The sequence below is a fragment of the Ammoniphilus soli genome, from assembly GCF_040813775.1.
In genome coordinates this window covers 20825-39620 of record NZ_JBEGDL010000043.1, presented here as the reverse complement: position 1 = coordinate 39620, position 18796 = coordinate 20825, and the positions used below count along the sequence as shown (strand labels likewise).

General features: G+C 42.3%; 20 protein-coding genes. 12 read left to right on the top strand and 8 right to left on the bottom strand.

Annotated elements, in window-relative coordinates:
- A partial coding sequence (locus tag ABLT31_RS34015) for a DUF3231 family protein (RefSeq protein ID WP_367760096.1) occupies nt 1–112 on the top strand: 112 nt, incomplete at its 5' end.
- Between the two features lie 327 nt (nt 113–439).
- On the opposite strand, the gene ABLT31_RS34010 is transcribed toward ABLT31_RS34015, so the two are convergent.
- Both ABLT31_RS34010 and ABLT31_RS34005 read right to left on the bottom strand, forming a co-directional pair.
- Nucleotides 440–973, bottom strand: coding sequence for a DUF3231 family protein (locus ABLT31_RS34010; RefSeq protein WP_367760093.1), 534 nt, complete (start codon nt 971–973; stop codon nt 440–442).
- A gap of 14 nt (nt 974–987) precedes the next feature.
- A complete protein-coding gene (locus ABLT31_RS34005) occupies nt 988–1518 on the bottom strand; it encodes a DUF3231 family protein (RefSeq protein ID WP_367760091.1) in 531 nt (176 codons plus the stop codon).
- Between the two features lie 236 nt (nt 1519–1754).
- Here ABLT31_RS34005 and ABLT31_RS34000 point away from each other — a divergent pair, with 236 nt between their 5' ends.
- Nucleotides 1755–2741, top strand: a complete 987-nt coding sequence (locus ABLT31_RS34000; protein ID WP_367760089.1) for a DUF5667 domain-containing protein — start codon at nt 1755–1757, stop codon at nt 2739–2741.
- A 104-nt stretch (nt 2742–2845) separates the two neighbouring features.
- On the opposite strand, the gene ABLT31_RS33995 is transcribed toward ABLT31_RS34000, so the two are convergent.
- From ABLT31_RS33995 to ABLT31_RS33980, 4 genes are read right to left on the bottom strand one after another with little or no spacing between them, the layout of a single operon-like run.
- The gene (locus ABLT31_RS33995; protein ID WP_367760087.1) at nt 2846–3010 is read right to left on the bottom strand and encodes a hypothetical protein; all 165 of its coding nucleotides are present in this window, start codon (nt 3008–3010) and stop codon (nt 2846–2848) included.
- Nucleotides 3011–3020: 10 nt separating this feature from the next.
- Complete coding sequence (locus ABLT31_RS33990) at nt 3021–4229, bottom strand: Ger(x)C family spore germination protein (RefSeq protein WP_367760085.1); 1209 nt, start codon at nt 4227–4229, stop codon at nt 3021–3023.
- Nucleotides 4222–5337, bottom strand: coding sequence for a GerAB/ArcD/ProY family transporter (locus ABLT31_RS33985; RefSeq protein ID WP_367760083.1), 1116 nt, complete (start codon nt 5335–5337; stop codon nt 4222–4224). Before ABLT31_RS33985 ends, ABLT31_RS33990 begins: the two co-directional genes overlap by 8 nt.
- Complete coding sequence (locus tag ABLT31_RS33980; RefSeq protein ID WP_462976574.1) at nt 5334–6911, bottom strand: spore germination protein; 1578 nt, start codon at nt 6909–6911, stop codon at nt 5334–5336. Before ABLT31_RS33980 ends, ABLT31_RS33985 begins: the two co-directional genes overlap by 4 nt.
- Nucleotides 6912–7050: 139 nt before the next feature.
- On the opposite strand from ABLT31_RS33980, the gene ABLT31_RS33975 reads away from it, so the two are divergent.
- The 4 genes from ABLT31_RS33975 (at nt 7051) to ABLT31_RS33960 (ending at nt 10966) form a co-directional block, all read left to right on the top strand.
- On the top strand, nt 7051–8325 hold the full coding sequence (locus ABLT31_RS33975) for a 2-hydroxycarboxylate transporter family protein (RefSeq protein WP_367760079.1): 1275 nt from the start codon (nt 7051–7053) through the stop codon (nt 8323–8325).
- Nucleotides 8326–8663: 338 nt separating this feature from the next.
- Entirely contained in the window at nt 8664–9284 is a 621-nt protein-coding gene (locus ABLT31_RS33970) for a nitrite reductase (protein ID WP_367760077.1), read from the top strand.
- A 253-nt stretch (nt 9285–9537) separates the two neighbouring features.
- A complete protein-coding gene (locus ABLT31_RS33965; protein ID WP_367760075.1) occupies nt 9538–9993 on the top strand; it encodes an Rrf2 family transcriptional regulator in 456 nt (151 codons plus the stop codon).
- Nucleotides 9994–10090: 97 nt separating this feature from the next.
- Nucleotides 10091–10966 (top strand): SDR family oxidoreductase, encoded by an 876-nt coding sequence (locus ABLT31_RS33960; protein WP_367760073.1) that lies wholly within the window; start codon nt 10091–10093, stop codon nt 10964–10966.
- A gap of 505 nt (nt 10967–11471) precedes the next feature.
- Here ABLT31_RS33960 and ABLT31_RS33955 read toward each other — a convergent pair.
- A complete protein-coding gene (locus ABLT31_RS33955) occupies nt 11472–11618 on the bottom strand; it encodes a hypothetical protein (protein WP_367760071.1) in 147 nt (48 codons plus the stop codon).
- Between the two features lie 272 nt (nt 11619–11890).
- Between ABLT31_RS33955 and ABLT31_RS33950 the strand changes: the two genes are divergently transcribed.
- The 5 genes from ABLT31_RS33950 (at nt 11891) to ABLT31_RS33930 (ending at nt 15865) form a co-directional block, all read left to right on the top strand.
- Nucleotides 11891–12022, top strand: coding sequence for a hypothetical protein (locus ABLT31_RS33950; RefSeq protein WP_367760098.1), 132 nt, complete (start codon nt 11891–11893; stop codon nt 12020–12022).
- Nucleotides 12023–12125: 103 nt separating this feature from the next.
- Nucleotides 12126–12806: a GntR family transcriptional regulator gene (locus tag ABLT31_RS33945; protein WP_367760095.1), complete on the top strand. Its 681-nt coding sequence runs from the start codon at nt 12126–12128 to the stop codon at nt 12804–12806.
- A 163-nt stretch (nt 12807–12969) separates the two neighbouring features.
- Complete coding sequence (locus ABLT31_RS33940) at nt 12970–13980, top strand: zinc-dependent alcohol dehydrogenase (protein ID WP_367760069.1); 1011 nt, start codon at nt 12970–12972, stop codon at nt 13978–13980.
- Between the two features lie 13 nt (nt 13981–13993).
- On the top strand, nt 13994–14755 hold the full coding sequence (locus ABLT31_RS33935) for an SDR family oxidoreductase (protein ID WP_367760067.1): 762 nt from the start codon (nt 13994–13996) through the stop codon (nt 14753–14755).
- Between the two features lie 30 nt (nt 14756–14785).
- Nucleotides 14786–15865: a TRAP transporter substrate-binding protein gene (locus ABLT31_RS33930; RefSeq protein ID WP_367760065.1), complete on the top strand. Its 1080-nt coding sequence runs from the start codon at nt 14786–14788 to the stop codon at nt 15863–15865.
- 345 nt (nt 15866–16210) lie between these two features.
- Here ABLT31_RS33930 and ABLT31_RS33925 read toward each other — a convergent pair whose 3' ends face one another.
- A complete protein-coding gene (locus ABLT31_RS33925) occupies nt 16211–17746 on the bottom strand; it encodes a malate:quinone oxidoreductase (RefSeq protein ID WP_367760063.1) in 1536 nt (511 codons plus the stop codon).
- 468 nt (nt 17747–18214) lie between these two features.
- On the opposite strand from ABLT31_RS33925, the gene ABLT31_RS33920 reads away from it, so the two are divergent.
- Nucleotides 18215–18760, top strand: a complete 546-nt coding sequence (locus ABLT31_RS33920; protein ID WP_367760061.1) for a GrpB family protein — start codon at nt 18215–18217, stop codon at nt 18758–18760.
- The last annotated feature ends 36 nt before the right edge of the window (nt 18761–18796 follow it).

Genomic DNA, 18796 nt, shown 5'->3' with positions numbered 1-18796 from the left:
AGAGGTTGGACAATATGCTGAGGATGGAGTAAACATCATGATCGACAATGGTTGGATGGAACAGCCGCCAACTGCACCCAGCAGAGATGAATTAGCCCACGATAGAGGATAATAATAGGAAAATTCGGTCAGTTCTCAAATTTATGCTCAGTTACGTGGAGAGCGTCGAAGAGAGTATATAAACGATTTTTCTAGGAGCCTAACGGCTCCTCTATTTTGTCAAAAGAAATAAATAACCAATACAATTGCTTAACTAAAGGGTATCGATTGCGTAATATCACGGATGCTTAATCGGCATCCGTTCTTTGTTATTCCGCTAAACCAGTAATCTTTAATAAGGATTAAGTTAGTTGGTAGGGGAGAATAGCTCAAAAAGGGAAGATTATCACATTTGATTTTCTTTATAAAAGAAAAAGACCAGTACGTACGGCACTGGCTGTTATTGAGAGAGATAATATGGCGGAACATGTAACCATCCTCGTTTTTTCATAAGATCCTTTAAAGTAATCGCATATGTGACCTTCATCATTTGATATTTCGTGAACATCATACCTACATCGGCACGAACAGATTCCGTAAGCCCCCTAACGGCAGCGTTTATTCCAATAAATAAATTATAAACAAGGAGATTCGCAATTTCCTCATCGGTCATCTTGATTTCATTTGGTAATTCCTTGAGGCCATGATCAAAGGGCTTCTCAGGGGTTGTTTCAGGGAGAGGAATACCTTCTTGTTTAAAGAACATAGTAAGCTCTTTAATCATGGGATTATGGACCTCATTTATGACTTCTTCCAATTTCGCTTTCAATTCCGCATCTTTAGTTGTGTTAAATGCAATTTGATCAATGCGCAGGGTCTGGTTGGTTCCGATCAAGTAAAACCATAAATTCATGACTTCCCCGACATTGAGAGGTTTCTTTTTTCCATCTATGAAAGGAACAAAAGCATCTTTAAATACTTCAAAATAATTCATGTCTTTCACATCCCTTATCGTCCAGTATAATAGGCTGGTTCGTTTAACCAACCTCGTTTTTCCATTAAAGGTTTAAATGTAATTGAAAAATTCATCTTCTTTATTTGAAATTTAGCAAACATTAAAGCTACATCAACTCTTGTAGAATCAGTAATTGACAAAACAGCAGCGCGTATGCTCTCAACTAAGTTGTACGCAACGAGGTTGGCAATTTCCTCATCGGTCAGTTTAATGCCCGCGTGGATTTGGTGATGGGCCGACAAGGGCTTTTCTGGAGTGGATTTTGGTAAGGGAATGCTTTCTTTTATCAAAAATTCCTTTATTTCTTCTGCGATTGGCTTGTTAACTTGATTAATTAATTCGTCTAGTTTGACTTTTAACTCTGGATCTTCCGTCGTATTATAGGCAATCTGGTCAAGACGTATGATAAGTTCTGTATTATCAAGGAATGACCATAGATGCATCACTTCACCTACATGCAATGGTGCCTTTTCTCCATCCATAAGAGGAGCAAATGTATCTTTTAAGGTCTCAAAAATCTTCACGACGAAACACTCCTATAAGGTTGTCTTTGTAAATTAGCTTAACCATTTACATTTATTGATATAAGTGATGTTGTCGAAATTTGTTGTTTAGATTTTTCTTCAAATTACTTTGCTTAAATAGACGGACCTATATTCTCATTCTAATAATTTATTGGAAAATTTTCTTTTGTACAGACACAAACCAAAGGAAGGAACCGAATCGTAAATTACAGCATGTCTTAGGAGGAGTTTATAACATGATCAAATGGGATAAAAAGGTTCGCCATGTATTGGCAACAAGTGTTCTGGCAATGGTTTTAGCAATGAATGCAGGGGCAATGGGAGTATATGCTGATGGAAACGATGAAGTTGCAAGCAATACAAACAACATCGTGGAGAATGAGCAAATCACGAATGAATCGGAAGCACCTACTTTAGTTCCGGGAGATTTTTTCTACTTTTTTAAAGCAATTATGGAACAAATCCAACTATCATTGGCTTTCGATGATGTGGAGAAAGCTCAACTTATCGCTGAAATTGCCAGGGAACGAATCAAAGAAGCAGCCGCATTAATTGAAGAAGGAAAAGAAGATTCCGCCCAAGAGGTATTGCATAAAGCATTAGAGCAACAAGAACTGGCTATGGTTTACAATGATAATGAAAATGAGCCTGAGAATGATAATACAGTAGATGAAAATGCGGTTAAGCTAACAGGAACGAATGAGGTACATAAGGAAATTGAAAACCAGTTTTCACAAAATCTAGATTCTTTAAGCCTTGTATTGACTCAATTTGAAGATGAAGAAGCGAAAGAGTCCATACAAAAAAATGTCGTGAAACTTACGGAAAAACTAAATAAGAAAATGGAAAAACTAGTGGACGCTGATGCAAAATATCAGGAAAAGGTAGCGAACGTTGAATCCAAGCAGGATTCTGGTCAAATTTCTCAGGAAGAAGCTGATCGTGAGATCTCCAAGCTGGAGGAAGAGTTGACGAAAAAGCAAGTCAAAATAAGCAATGAAGCTAGTAAGGATTTTGAAGAGTTTAATAGGGAAACACAAAAGGCAAATGAAGAACATATCAGAGAAGAGGAAAAGAAAAAGCAGGAAGAAATGAAAAAAGAGGAAGAAATGAAAAAAGAGGAAGAGAAAAAACGTGAACAACTAAAAAAAGAGAAAGAGAAGATGCATGAAGAAATGAAGAAAGAGAAAGAGGAAGAGAAAGAGAAAAAAAGAGAAGAATAGGATATTCTTCATAAAGAGATAATTAATGACTGCCGTTCTTGATGGTGGTATTTATAGTAGAAAGTAAAAAAGCAGGCAGAATGCCTGCTTTTTTACCCCATCCCTTAATCTAATTCAGAATCCTCCTCCGTTTTCCATGGCGGGTCGCCATATTGGTGAATTTTGCGGTTCGTCTTATAGACCATCCATGGGATGGCGAAGGATAAAATGGCGCCTAAGAAAACAAGCCCGTGAGGGAGGTGTCCCCATATTGTTTGCAAGATAAACATATCCACCCACCTAATCTAGTTGTTTTTCCGTTTGATTGACAATTCCGGCGTTGCGAATGATGGCGTTGCTTTTCACCTCAATTTTTACATCGGAAAATAAATGATTCCCTCGATCCCAATCTTTTTTTATTTTCTCCCACAGACGGGGATGGTCGCCGGCAAGGTGTTCACCCAGACCGAGGACATCGACTTTAAAATCTTTTTGGAGTTTTTCAATGGTTTCCGTGCAAATTCTTACAATTTCCTTATCAACTTGCTTTTGGATGTCTTCAATGGTTGCGAGCTTCAGTAGATCTTCCATTTCTAGCGTCTCATGGATCATTCCTTCTGTCTTTACTTCAAATGTCACTTTCAGTCTGTGTTGATCAGAAGTATCCACCTTAATCTCTCGCTTTGCCCTTGTAATTTCATATAACACCAGATTATCTCCGAATTTAGCTATGGTAATGCCACCGCTTATCTCACCGTTAAGGAAATTTAATCCCTCGGTTTCCTCTTCGTCAAGCCATCCGGCTAATCGGTTGTCATATCCTCGAAACGCGGCTGCTCCTGCCGACTTCACTTCGGTCGGTTGAACCATCAGCCTTGGAATTACATAACCGCTGCCTGATAGCAAATGCGCGTGAATATCACCTATTTTCACAGGCTCATGCATCGTGCCTGTTTCTCTGTAATTATTCATGAGGGATATTAAATACATGACAGGCAGCTTTTCGCTCGGATTTTCCACTGCCAATACATCTTTTGCACTTCCTTTGGTAATCGCCAAATAGGTCCCTCGTCTCATTTCAGGGTGTCGAATGTAAAAATCAAGAATATCCTGGAATCGTCGGCTCTCCTTAACAATCTCATCAGATATGACAATGAGTTGAAGGTGTTCCATATAAGGGGAACGACTGGAGCGGCTGGCCAGGATTTTGTTTACTTCCATCATGGCATACCCTTCGCTAGTCAGGTTGAAGTAAGCCTTTGTCCCGCTGCCTCCCTCTGCCTTGCCACCCCCCAATCCGGCAGGAATGGCAAATTGGTAGGTCACGAGATAGCGTCTTTTTCCTTTAGGCCTATCTTTGGATTCGTTTTTATTGTCCTGTTTTTTTGCTTTATCGATCGCGACGCCAACCACAAATCCGCGGTCCTCAATTTCCACGCGGTCCCAGCAACCGGAAGCCAGCAGGGTAAAAAGCAGCGATAGGAGAGATAGGATAACCTTATTAAGCATCCTCCTTAATCCCCCTTACTCTAGCAATCATCAATAGGGCGAGAGGTGTCCCCATGCATAAAACCATGCCCGCGTAAGCAATAATCTCTTCCGCTTTAAAATAGCTGATTTGATTCGGCGGGGCCATACTGGCAATATAAATAATAGGCGATAAGATAAGAACCAGCCTCATCCTTTTGGCTTTCTTGAATAGGGATCGCAAAGCAAGTATGCCCATGTCAAAGGCCATCGCTGCTGTGTTGAAAACGGTCATCACCCAGATCGTAAAAAAGACTGATTCAAGACGTTCAAAAAACTGCCCAGGAACTTCAATCTGCTTGGCTAATTCAATCGCAGGGTGTATGATTTGAGCCGTTCCATCATGGGTGAATACAGCCAAAGAAGCGAGGAAAAAAGCCTGATACAAAATCATAATCAAGATGATCGACCAAGCGTACATCTTGAGCGCTTGCTTGGGCTGATGCTGTCTGACGAGAGGATTATAGAAAAGGATGACTAAGCTATAACCCAAGTAAGAGTAAATCGTGAATTTCGTAGCCGTTACGTACCCCCGAACACTGGATGTGAATAGGGGTTTTAAATTATTCAGCTCAAAGAACCTGTAATTCATGAGGATAACCAACACGGCAATAGTAAACACGATTGGCGTGAACATCATATTAAGCCGCAACAGATCAGTAGACGGGCCGGATACCCCATAGACCAAAACCAGAAGGAAAACCAAGACGATCATTTCAAGAGGCGTTTTCTCAAATAAGTAGGTCCTGGCGATCACGCTTACGGCTCTCGTTTCGTAAGCGCAAAAAGATAAATTGTACAGGGCCAGAAAAAAGATGATGATGGCAGCTGCCGGTTTGCCAATGATGGAACTGGCCATATCGTAGTAGCTCTTGCGTGGGAAGCGGCTGGCTAATCGCATGGATGCCAGCAAAAACGCCAGGCTGATCAACCCTCCTAGCAGGATGCCGATCCATCCGTCGCTTCCTTTCGTCACCCCGGCAATCATGCGGGGAAGGGTCAATATGCCTATTCCAAGGATAATCGATAGCACGGCATATGCCAATACCTTATGGCCGACTTCCTGATCTCCATATTCAAAGGATTTCAAGAACGTTTCCCTCCCTTGCCTATTCGAACTTTATCGTCTGTCTGAAGGACTTGAGGCCTCCGTCTCAAAAACATTAAGGGTACCCTTATTATTACGTCCCTGAAATCATGGGTGAATTGTGGCGCAAAGGGTGCCGTAAAGGGCACCCCGAAGCTCTTTAACCGCACTAAGTGAATATTGATCATGATATAAACTAGAATAATCCCGAACAAGCCATAGATCGATGCCGCAAGAATGAGTCCAAAACGCAACATGCGAAGGGGGATCGCAATGTCGTAAGAAGGAAGCGCGAAGGACGCAATGGCTGTAATGGCTACTACGATGACCATGATGGGACTAACGATTCCCGCCGATACGGCCGCTTCGCCAATAACCAAGCCCCCTACAATCCCAATGGTTTGGCCAATGGGTTTCGGCAAACGGATCCCCGCTTCACGAAGCAATTCCAGCGTCGCTTCCATCATCAGTGCTTCTACGACGGCAGGAAAGGGTACGCCTTCTCTCGCCTCTGCCAGGGAGAAGACGATTTTGGAAGGAATCATCCCCGGGTGATAGGTAAGCAGGGCAACATAGAGCGCAGGCAAAAATAAAGCTATGAAAGCAGCAGCAAATCTCAAAAGGCGAAGCAAAGTTCCAATGTGCCACCGCTCGTAGTAATCTTCCGGGCTTTGCAGCATCGAGTTTAAGGTCACCGGCGCAATAAGCACGAATGGGGTACCGTCCAATAGGATCGCGAGCCGGCCTTGAGTGAGGGCAGATCCTACTTTATCCGGCCTTTCTGTATGCTGGAGTTGCGGAAAAGGAGAGAGGAAGCTATCCTCAATCCACTGCTCAATCAAGCCCGATTCTTCTGCATCATCCAAATCAATGGTCTTCACGCGGCGTTGGACTTCTTCTACAAGGCTGGGATTCACAATTCCGTCGATATAAGCGACAATCAGGTCCTTCTTTGATCTTCTTCCCACCTTGTAGGAATCAAAACGCAAATTGGGATCTCGAACTCTCCTTCGGATCAAAGCCGTGTTCGTGCGGATGCTTTCGGTAAAGCCGTCTCTTGGCCCCCGGACGAGCGCTTCGGTTACTGGCTCTTCGACTCCTCTGCTGGCCCACCCTTTGCTGCCGATGATAATGACCTGATCGGTCCCATCCACAAATAAGGCCGAATCCCCATCCAATATAGCCAACGAAATGTCATCCAAGGTCTGGACCCTTTTTGTCTCCGTAACGGAAAGGATGGATTCCTCGATCTTATTGAGGAGTCCCCATGCATCGGACGAGTGGTTTTCTTCCAACTGTCTTCCCGCTTGCTGAATATTTCTCACCACTAACCTATTTATGAGATCCTTGTCGGTTAATCCATCAATGCTTATGACCGCACAGCGGCGGCTGGTTCTTCCGATGGTGAAAGGGCGCGTAACCAAATCGCTAGGTGAATGCAGCATCTTTTTTATGGTGTCAATATTTTTGTCGAGATTCTCATAGACTTCAATTTCAAAGGGCTCATGTGGACCTTTTGATGAACCATCGTTCAAACTCTGCTTTTTCTTCCTAGAAAAAAAACGATGCAAGGCCATCCCTCCTCACTGGATCTCAATTTGTTCCCAGTATTATCCCCCAAAACCATTTATTGCATGTATACAGGATGGAAATGCGTATAGGCAGAAAACCATCGGCGAAGAATACCATATGTAAACCACATCAGGGGGGAAATGGATGGATAAATTCTTGAATTTTAAAATCGGTATCATACCTCTTGTCGTTTATATTCCTTCATTGGTTATAATGTTGATCCTGCTTCAAAATGAACAATTGCCAAATGACATGTTTGGCGCGATCTCGATCATGATGCTTTCCGGCTTTCTATTAGGAGAGATCGGCAAAAGAATCCCTATATTAAAAGGGATTGGCGGGGGAGCCATTCTGGCTACCTTTCTCCCGTCCTATCTGGCTTTTCGCTCCTACATTCCAGAATCAGCCATAGAAACAGTAAGCCACTTTATGGAATCGTCCAATTTTCTTTATGTGTTTATTTCTATCATTATTTTGGGAAGCATCCTGGGAATGGACAGGCATCTTTTGATTCGGGCTTTCATCAAACTGTTTTTGCCCTTGGTCGTGGCTTCTGTGGCCGGCATTGCCGTAGGTATTGGGGTAGGGGCGATGTTCGGGATCAATCCTTATCAAACGTTTTTCTTCATTGTGGTGCCCGTTATGGCCGGCGGCGTGGGGGAAGGGGCGATCCCCTTGTCGATGGCTTACGCGGAAATCCTTGGAGCCAGCCAAGATGAACTTTTTGCGCAGATCCTGCCGGCTGTCATGCTAGGCAGTTTATCGGCTGTTGTTTTGGCCGGTGGATTAAAGTATTTAGGCAAAAGGAAACCGGAATATTCGGGGGATGGAGCGCTGCTCAAAACAGGCGATGATTCACACTCGCATGCGATTGGAAAGGAGAAGCCGATTGATTTCGAACAAATGGGCGCGGCCATTAGCGCAGCAGCAGGCTTTTATTTGCTAGGCGTATATGCCAGTTTCACGATCGGGATTCCAGGGCCGATCATCCTTCTTTTTGCCGTATCTGCCGTGAAGGCTCTGGGATGGTTCCCAGCGGAGCTTGAACACGGAGCATACATGGTTTACCGATTCTTTGCGGTTGTTGTGACCTATCCCCTATTATTTGCAGTTGGAGTGTCCATGACGCCATGGGAGAAGATTGTATCCGTTTTCCAGCCGGCATATTTGATTACGATTTTTCTAACGGTGCTGACGATGGTGATTGTCGGCTTTTTTGCGGGGAAGCTCTTGAATATGTACCCGATTGAAGCAGCCATAGTGACTTCTTGTCATAGCGCTCAGGGGGGAACAGGGGATTTGGCGATCCTCACAGCTGCGGAGCGGATGGAGCTGATGCCCTTTGCCCAAGTGTCTACAAGATTAGGCGGTGCGCTTATCGTGGCGACAGCTACGATTTTCTTGCGGTGGCTGGGATAAGCCATCGAAGCGAACGATGGCTGCAGATCAAACTTCGTAGAGGAAAGCATGAGGTAGCAGTTCTTGAAGACCTGTCCTACCGAATAGGCAACGAGATAGCAAAAACGGAGTAAGTGGTATTTGCTCAGGAGCAGTGTTCCTTCGCTGTTCCTTTTTGTTTTGAAGTATAGGGTGACTTCCTAATTTCCAGATCAAAATATCAGTTGGAAAATATTTTAAATTTACCTCTTTACATAGGGTAGGGGGGTAATGTATTATTGATATATGAAATAAGATTTCGATTATCAACTTCTTTTGATGGACTATCGGCAAATGCATAAAGGAAGGAGAGGGTTGTCATGGGCCTAAAAAAGTTTGCTGTGACTCCGGGATTTGGTGTGGGAGGAACGGTCTTTCATCCAGATCAATTGATTAAGCTGGGTGCTGTAGTCGGGGAAGAAGCTAAAATTGAACTCACCACGTTTAAGCAGCTTTATATCGAAATGGAGGAAGAACGTTTGGAAGAGGTAATGGTCCAACTAAAAGCTATAGGACTGGAAATTTACCCTTCAGGATTCTTTACAAAAAGTTTAATTACCTGTAACTTTTGCAAAGGAGCGGAAGAGGCCGGTTTAAAGATCGCAAAGGAGTTGGATGATGCCATTGCCGGAATTGAAGTTCCTTACCCCTTAAGGATTGGCTATTCAGGATGTGCGCTAGCGACGGGAGAACCTCTATTTAAAGATATAGGCATTGTAAAGATGAGGAACACGTTTGATATTTTTATTGGAGGGGAGGGGAAAACCCTTAAAGCTACCCTTGCTCAATTATTGGTATCGAACGTACCCCAGGATCAACTCATTCCGATAACGCTTCGTTTGGTTACCTATTTTAAAGAAAACGGGAAGAAGAAAGAAAAATTCTCTGCCTTTATTCATCGGGTCACCCTGGAAAAGCTGAAGGAATTCATTCAAACGTAATGGATTAATGTTCCGTTGACATTGAAGTTCCATAAAGAGTGCTGAGAAGCACTCTTTTCTGTATCTTAAAGGCTGAGTGATATGTAAAAAATAGGGGGGGATAAGGTGCAGTCAGTTAGACATCCGTTAGTCCAAGAGTCACAAGGGAAAAAGAGCAGCCAGACATCTTGATCTCAGTGGTTTTCGTGAGGGGCATCTTACTGAATGGACAGATTGCTATAGCAGTTTTCATCTATGAACTTGACTTTTCTTAATGGATATAACTATAATGGTTACAACGGTGGTGGTTCAATTGAAGCAGATAAGCACCCGCTTTTCGATTGCTGTTCATATCCTTTCCCTGATTTCTGTGTGCTCGAACGATTGTACCGGGGACTTCATTGCGGGCAGCGTAAATACGAATCCCGTCATCATTCGAAGAATTATGGGAATGTTGAAGAAGGCGGGTTTATTGGAAGTACGTCCCGGTGTAGGAGGCGCTTCTTTACTCAAGAGTCCTGACCAAATTACGCTTCTTGATATTTATCGGGCTGTGAATGTAACGGAAGAGAACCAATTATTTCGAATTCACGAAGAACCGAATGTTCTTTGCCCCGTTGGGAGGAACATTGAGATGGTTCTCCAATCCGAATTGAAGGAAGCTCAATCCGCTATGGAAAACAGGTTGGCCCAAACGACGTTGAGCCAACTGACCGCTAGGTTCAAATAAATGAGAGCTCTTTAAGAGCTTTTATTTTATAAACTTGTTATAACCATTCCTGTTATAACATAAAATGTTACAACAAACATGTTGGGAGGAATAAACGATGAAAATGTTAGTCACAGGTGCGACAGGGAAATTAGGAACGAAGGTGGTTGAGACGCTATTGAAGTCTGTACCAGCGAGTCAACTCGCTGTCAGTGTTCGAAATCCAGAGAAAGCGGAAGGACTAAGGGCACGGGGAGTAGAAGTTCGGCACGGAGATTTTGACCGTCCGGAAACATTGGATTCTGCTTTTTCAGGTGTAGACCGCCTATTAATCATATCCGCGGATGGGGACAACGAAACAAGAATTCGACAGCATACTAATGCGGTAGCTGCGGCCGAGCGTGCACAAGTTGGATTTATTGCTTATACCAGTTTAGGGAATGCAAGCGAAAGCACGATATTCCTGGCTCCTGTTCACCGTGCAACAGAAGAAGCGATCTTGAAAACGGGGATTCCTTACTCCTTTTTGCGAAACAACTGGTACTTGGAGAACGAGATGGGAAGCATTCAAGGTGTGATGGCAGGAGCGCCTTGGGTAACTTCAGCGGGTTCCGGAAAAGTAGGATGGGCATCGCGGCAAGATTATGCGGAGGCGGCAGCGGCAGTATTGGCAGGGAACGGACATGAAAATACCATCTACGAACTTTCCGGAAAGCTGATGACTCAAGAAGAGCTGGCATCTGCTCTCGGCACTGTATTGGGGAAAGAAGTACCTGTGCAGCAGGTCGATGACGCCACGTATGCCGGCATCATGAAAGGAGCGGGGGTACCGGAATTCGTCATTCCTATTCTCGCAGAAATCCAGAAGGGCATTCGTGACGGCGCGTTGGAGGTGGAGAGCAACGACTTCGAAAAGCTGCTGGGTCGTTCCGTAACGCCAATCCGTGAAGCGCTGACTCAAATCGTGAATGAGATCTCCCAAACCCAAAAGTAAACTCGATAAAAAATGACCTAGCGAATGTATGTTATTCTATAGGGTTCTAGTTATAATTATGATATCTAACAGAAATAAGAGTATGAGGTCTTACCTTAACGGGTTCCGTTTAGAAGTGCAAGCAAGGCTATTCACAGTCTATTTTTCAGCGCTTTTTTGAAATGTTTTCACCATAAGAATCACATTAAAATTCGCAATCAAAATCACAAAAGAAGAGCTTCTCTCAACTGCCATGTTGATGAAGAAGCTCTTCTTTGTTTTTGTCTGTCTTATTGAACTCCCGTTATCGTTGCTTTAACAAGAAATGCTTCTAATATCGATAAGAGAACAACCCAGAAAGTAATGTAGAAAAACTGTTGAATAATTCGTGATTTATAAACTATCCTCCCAATAGCGGAATAGTAAAAAAGCTGAAGCCTTTTTGAAGTATTGACCCGTATTTACTTAAGAGTACGGAGGAAGTCTTATCCCCTTCTTATAGCTTTAATAAATCTACCGAACCTGCCTAAAGGTTAGGAAAAGGACTGCCGGTACTCGGCAATTCTTGATCGGCACTTACTGCGCCTGTCGGTATTCGATAAGCATAAAAAAGCAAGAGCAGACAATCGGCCTGCTCTTGCTTTTCCTTATCTAAACCAACAACTCCTACCATGAATGGCTTGACTTAAAGCCAACTTTCTATCTCTATCTACAAACCCATCCCCTATTTAAACGTGGGCTCTAACAAAGAGTATACCTCTACCATCGCTACAGACCAATATTGCGGTCATAAAAAACATTAAATGTTTTAACCCAAAAAACCATTTTATTCCTACAATTTGCATCGACATCCTCCCGATTTGCGAACAAAATGGAGTCAATTTTATCATGACTATGCTTTCCTGATTGGGTTTCTTAATGGTTGGAGTTTTCATGTATCTCATTATGAGCAAAAAGATCTCAGCTCTTACAGCTCTGATTGTCGTACCGATTGCCTTCGCGCTCCTTGGCGGATTTGCTTCTGAGCTTGGCCCGATGATGATGGATGGGATCAAGCAAATCGCTCGCGAAGAGTAGCGCAGATTTAAGAATCTTGTGCTGGACTAGAATACAAGAAATGGATAAGATAAAATTATTCAAACAGAGTTTGTTTTTGATGAAACAGAAAGAGGTGAGAACACTGAACTATCCAACGAAATGGCTGCAAGGCGCTTCATTAGGAGAAAAGATTTCGTGTGAATTAAGGCTGCAAATAATAAAAGGGAGCATATATCCTGGTACTGTTTTATCTGAAAATCAAATTGCCGCTGATTTTGGAACAAGTCGCTCCCCAGTGAGGGAAGCATTAAAAGTACTTTCCAATGAGGGACTGATCCGTTTAGAACGGATGGGAGCAACGGTTCTAGGGTTGAATGAACGAGATATTGAAGAGTTGTATGATGTCCGATTTCTGTTAGAGTCCTTTGCTTTACAGAGAATTGTCGCCCATTTTGATGATACGAAGGCGGCTTTATATTATCAAATTATTGACAAAATGGAATTAAATGCGAAGTATGGTGATTATATAGATTTTTCCTATTCAGATCTCCTATTCCATGAAAACATAATTAAAGAGGCAAATCATTTTAGAATTCTACATATGTGGGATCAAATACGGCATATTGTCTTAACTCTATTACTGGTTGCCACGGAAAAACGGTTTCTAGAGAAAAAAGAAGAAATTCTTTCTCTGCCAGCAAAGCATCGAGCATTGATTGAAGCTTTATGCTCAAAAGATGTTGGATATATTAATCGCTTGGTACAAGAACATTTTAAAGACACGAAAAATACAGTGATTAATGCCTACTTCTCAAAGGATTGATTTGCATAAAGTTTTATTCTGTGTCTAGTTTTTTATATTTACATTTTTTTCAGAATAGATTATAATTTTCCTAGTTGTCGACAAGTACACAAGTGGAAATTTTTCGACTAGTTGTCGACAAGTATACAACAAATTTGATCATGTGAGGAGGAGGGAAAATTATATGAGAGCAGGACGGTATTTGGGTGAAAAAATGATAGAAGTAGAAGAACTTGAGGTGCCTACGCTGCATGAAGGCGAAGTATTGCTTCAGGTGTCCTATGCCGGTATTTGCGGTACGGATATGATGATTTACTACGGAAAGCATCCGCGGGCGAAGGCCCCCTTAGTGATGGGGCATGAGTTTAGTGGAGTCATCGTGAGCATGAACGGAGATATTCCCTTCCAATTGGGAGAAAGGGTCGTAGTAGAACCAACACTGCATTGTGGAAATTGTGATGCCTGCCTGGCTGGACAAACTCAAGTTTGCAGGACGTTAAGACTTATTGGGATTGATTACCATGGCGGCTTTGCCGAATATGTAAAGGTTCCTTTTCAGAGACTGCATCGAATTCCCAAAGAATTAAGCGACTCTCATGCAGCCGTCACGGAACCTTTAGCGGTCGCCGTTCATACCGTCCGCAGATCAAATTTAAAAGTAGGCGATAACGCAGTCATCCTGGGTGGAGGACCGATAGGGCTGCTAATCGGACTAGTAGCAAGAGAAGCAGGAGCAGGCCAGATCATTGTTTCTGATATCAGTCCCTACCGTTTGGAAAAAGCACGGGAACTAGGGTTCACTGTGGTTGACGCGAAGAAAGAAAATGTGTGTGAAGTTGTGGCAACGCTTACGAATAAGGTGGGAGCAGACGTTGTTTTTGAAGTAGCGGGTACACAGATTACTGCGAAACAAATGATTGAAACGATCAGGACACAAGGGCAAATTGTGGTAGTGAGTTTATTTAAACAACCCCCATCAGTTGACTTGGCTGCCATGCACTTTCGAGAAATATCACTGATGACAACACGCTGCTACAGCAGGGCGGATTTCCAAACTGCGATTCAGTTCATGGCCAATGGACGGATTGATGTGTCGCCTATTATTTCACATGAGCTTAGCCTGGAGCAGATTGCGGAAGGATTTATTCTAATGGAAAATCCTGACGATTCATTGAAAGTCTTAATTAAGCCGTAGGGAGAGAGAGCAGATGGTACTAAACATGTTTCGTTTAGAAGGTAAAGTGGCAGCGATTACAGGACCGACAAGGGGAATCGGGCGGGCGATGGCCTTGGCTTTAGCAGAAGCCGGTGCAGACATTGCACTTCTTCAGCGAGTACCGCAACAGATAGAGGTGAAGGAAGAAATCGAAAACATGGGCAGGTCATGCCGTATTATTCCTTGTGATTTGGAGGATGCAGAACAGGTAAGAAATGCGATTCCTTCTGTAGTGACCCAATTTGGCAAGGTTGACATTTTGGTAAACAACGCAGGTATACAGCGCAGATCTCCGGCGGTGAACTTTTTGGAGACAGATTGGGACGATGTGTTACGTGTGAATTTAAAAGCCGTATGGACCCTCTGCCAGCAAGCAGGTCAATATATGGTTTCCCAGGAGAGCGGCAAAATTATAAACATGGCTTCTCTTCTTTCCTTTCAAGGTGGGCTGACTGTTCCAGCTTACGCTGCAGCGAAAGGGGGGGTGGCTCAGCTAACCAAGGCATTATCGAATGAATGGGCGCGTCATAACGTAAATGTAAACGCTATAGTTCCCGGTTATATTGCAACGGAAATGAACACAGCCTTACTGCAGGACGAGAATCGAAATAGGCAGATTACGGAGCGAATTCCAGCAAATCGATGGGGAAATCCAGACGATTTCAAAGGGGCCGTTGTTTATCTTGCGTCGGATGCATCGAACTACATGCATGGGCATTTGTTGGCTATTGATGGTGGCTGGTTAGGTCGATAGAAAAAAATATGACGAAGAGGGGTCAATTAAATGAAAAAATGGCGGAAAAAGTTAACGTCTTATCTGGTTGTTTCCAGTTTTCTAGTTGCTGTAGTCGGATGCGGAGCACAAGAAACACCTCAATCAAGCACCCAACCCGCTGCCCAACCGGTGGCGACGGAGTCGAAATCGATTCAAGAACGTAAATTTAAACTTGGAGTCGGGTTAAAGGAGGATCACCCAGAAGGTCTTGGAGCAAAGAAATTTAAAGAGATCGTCGAGAAAAATACTGGCGGCAAATTCCAAGTAGATCTATTTTTTAACAATCAGTTAGGTGATGATAAGCAAACTGCAGACAATTTGAGGGCAGGCGTTCAAGAGCTTGGGGTGATTTCTACTTCCCCATTGGCTTCCATCGTAAAAGAGTTTGGAATTTTTGACTTCCCATTTGTTTTCAATAGCGAGAAAGAAGCGGATGCCGTTTTGGATGGTCCTGTAGGAAAGGCATTGCTAGACAAGTTGCCTGCTAACGGTTTGATCGGTTTGGGTTATTGGGAAAATGGTTTCCGCAATTTGACAAATAGCAAAAAACCAGTAGCGACTTTAGAAGATTTCAGCGGGTTAAAGGTTAGAACCATGCCAAATCCCGTACACCTTGATGTATTTAAAGCTTTAGGAACCAATCCAACGCCTATGCCGTTTTCAGAGCTCTTTACCGCGATGGAGTCCAAAACCATTGATGGACAGGAAAACCCGTTGGCGACCATTGAGTCTAATGCGTTCAATGAAGTTCAATCTTATTTAAGCCTTACGAAGCATGTTTATACTCCTTTTATTTTTATGGCTAGTCCGAAATTTTGGGATCAGCTATCTGACGATGAGAAGAAAATCATCCAAGATGCCGTTATTGAAGCTGGAAAGTATGAACGCGAGTTAAACCGCGAACAAAATAAGAAGTCATTAGAAAACTTGAAAACAAAAGGGATGACTGTGACTGAGATCTCTAATGGAGAAGTCGCAAAGATTCAATCCGCTGTTAAGCCGGTAATTGATAAATACTCTAAAGAGCTTGGGGAAGAACTTGTCAAGCAAATGTTTGAAGAAGTTGAAAAGGCAAAAGGTCAACAATAAAAAAATGGTTGTCTTAGTAGAACAGCGTGCAGTCGGCTGGGAAGCTCTAGTAAAGTTGGGCTGGAGTATTCCATTATAAAAATTGGAATTTGCTAGATTCTTTCCTGATTTATCTAGTGACCTTGGGAGGCACACACTTGTTCTATAAGTTGATTGTTTGGAGTAGAGAAAAGAGCTTAAAGTCACTTTCATTAAAACAGTGAGAGGATGAATAACGAATTTTCTCCTCCCTCAAAATAGAAAAAGGACTTCCACAAAAAGTGAGAAGCCCTTTTTCAATAGAATAGTAGAATTCTATTGATAATATATGCTTAATCTTTAAATCGCTGCCTTTTGGTTATAGCTTTAAGAATTCGCACCTACTAATTCTAAGCTTCGGTTTTCTATCTGTTCCGGCAAGTTTTCGCTTAGACCAAGCGTCCTCGCTGTTGAAGTCTGAATTTCGCGGATCAGATCTGGGTGTTTCAATAGTGACACGCCATAAGAAGGAATCATTTCTTTCATTTTCGGTTCCCACGCTTTTATATGTTGCGGGAAGCATTTTTTTATTAACTCAATCATGACGGAGACGGCGGTAGAAGCACCCGGAGAAGCGCCGAGCAATGCAGCGATCGAGCCATCAGCGGCACTAATCACTTCCGTACCGAATTGAAGCGTTCCTTTGCCGGCAGCAGTATCTTTGATCACTTGCACACGTTGGCCCGCTACGACTATATCCCAATCCTCGCTTTTGGCGTTCGGGATAAACTCACGTAGCTCTTCCATGCGTTCTTCTTTCGATAACATAACTTGTTGAATCAAGTATTTTGTCAATGGAACGTTTTTTGCACCTGATGCCAACATAGTTAGGACATTATACGGTTTTATGGAACCTAACAAATCAAACATTGAACCGGTTTTTAAAAACTTTGGTGAGAAGCCGGCAAACGGTCCAAAGAGCAAGGATTTTTTATTGTCGATAAATCTTGTGTCAAGATGCGGCACAGACATTGGAGGAGCACCAACCTTAGCTTTGCCGTATACTTTTGCATGATGCTGGGCTACAACATCCGGATTATTGCACACCATAAATAGTCCGCTAACCGGGAATCCTCCAATATGTTTACTTTCAGGAATACCGGTTTTTTGCAGTAAAGGCAGGCTTCCGCCACCGCCGCCGATAAAGACGAATTTTGCAATATGGTGTTCGACTAGACCGCTTTCGACATTCCGCACTTTCAATTCCCACGAGCCGTCGCTCGTGCGTTTAATATCATCAACGCTATGTTTGTAATTGATCTCGACGTCTTTAGTCTTTAAGTGGTCAAACAACATGCGTGTTAAAGCGCCAAAGTTGACATCCGTTCCAGAGTCGATTTTTGTTGCCGCGATAGGTTCATTCGATGCCCGGTCTTTCATAATAAGCGGAATCCATTCCATCATTTTTCGAGGGTCATCGGAAAATTCCATCCCTTGAAACAGGGGATTGTTAGACAGTGCTTCAAAACGTCTTTTTAAAAACGTTACATTCTGTTCCCCTTGTACTAAACTCAAATGAGGCAATGGCATGATAAAGTCCTGCGGATTACGTATCAGATTGCTGTTTACAAGATAAGACCAAAACTGCTTTGAAACTTGATACTCTTCATTAATTTTTATAGCTTTGCTAATATCTATGGATCCGTCCGGTTTTTCGACGGTGTAGTTAAGCTCGCACAGTGCCGCATGGCCCGTTCCCGCATTATTCCATTCGTTAGAGCTTTCCTCTCCTGCGTTAGCGAGTCTCTCAAACACTGTAATTTCCCAGTCCGGTACTAATTCTTTCAGCAGTGTTCCCAAAGTCGCACTCATGATACCGGCACCAATTAAGATAACGTCTGTTCTTTTTTGTATGTCTCTCATTTTTACCACCCCTAAGATTTGCAGAAAGGATGTAGGCGCTCCTGCTTAGGCGTCACAGCAAGTCAGGGCGCGACGTAGTCACACACCTTTTCTGGATCAATTATAACCCTATCATAGTGTATCATTATTATTTAAAGATTAAAATATAGTGTCTCTCTATATTTATAGATACAAATATAGTGTCTCTCTATATTTATAGATACAAATATAGTCATTATTTAAATATGCTGTATCACTATTGTTAATAGATACAAATATAGTATATCACTATTATTTGTAGATTTGAATATAGTATATCACAAATATATATAGATTTAAATTTAGTGTATCACTATGATTGATATTAAAATATCTTCTATTATATGATATTTATAAACTATTTAAAATCAGGTAAATAGTGAGAAGTCCGTCTACAAGGCCCTAGGAACACACAGAAAAACCATTATTATTAATGAAAGGAGCTATATTATGGAGGATCAATGGAGGATATCCAAGTATGATCCGGAGTGGAAAATACTTTTTTCTGAAATTGCTTCAAAATTAAGAAGTTCATTGGGAGATTTTGCAGTTCGTATTGATCATGTAGGGTCAACATCAGTTATTGGTTTAGATGCCAAGCCAATCATAGACATCCAAATCTCTGTTATTAATTTGGAGGATGAATTAAATTATAAAACAAAGATAGAAAAAGTGGGTTTTGTATTACGGGAAGAAAACCCAGACAAGACGAAGAAGTATTTTAGGGAAAAACCGGGCAATAGAAGAACTCATATTCATGTAAGGCAAGCAGGTAGCTTTTCAGAACAAATGACGTTGCTTTTTAGAGATTATTTACGATTACACCCTATTGATTGTTTAAAGTACGCTCAGGAAAAACATCGATTAATGAAACTTTTTAAAAATGAACGTTCAAAATATGTTGGCGGAAAAGGTCCAATCGTTTGGGAGATTATACATAAAGCTCATATTTGGTCACAAGAAGTAGGATGGAAACCAGACATTACAGATATGTAAGCTGCTTGACATTATGATAATTAGGATCAACGGTGA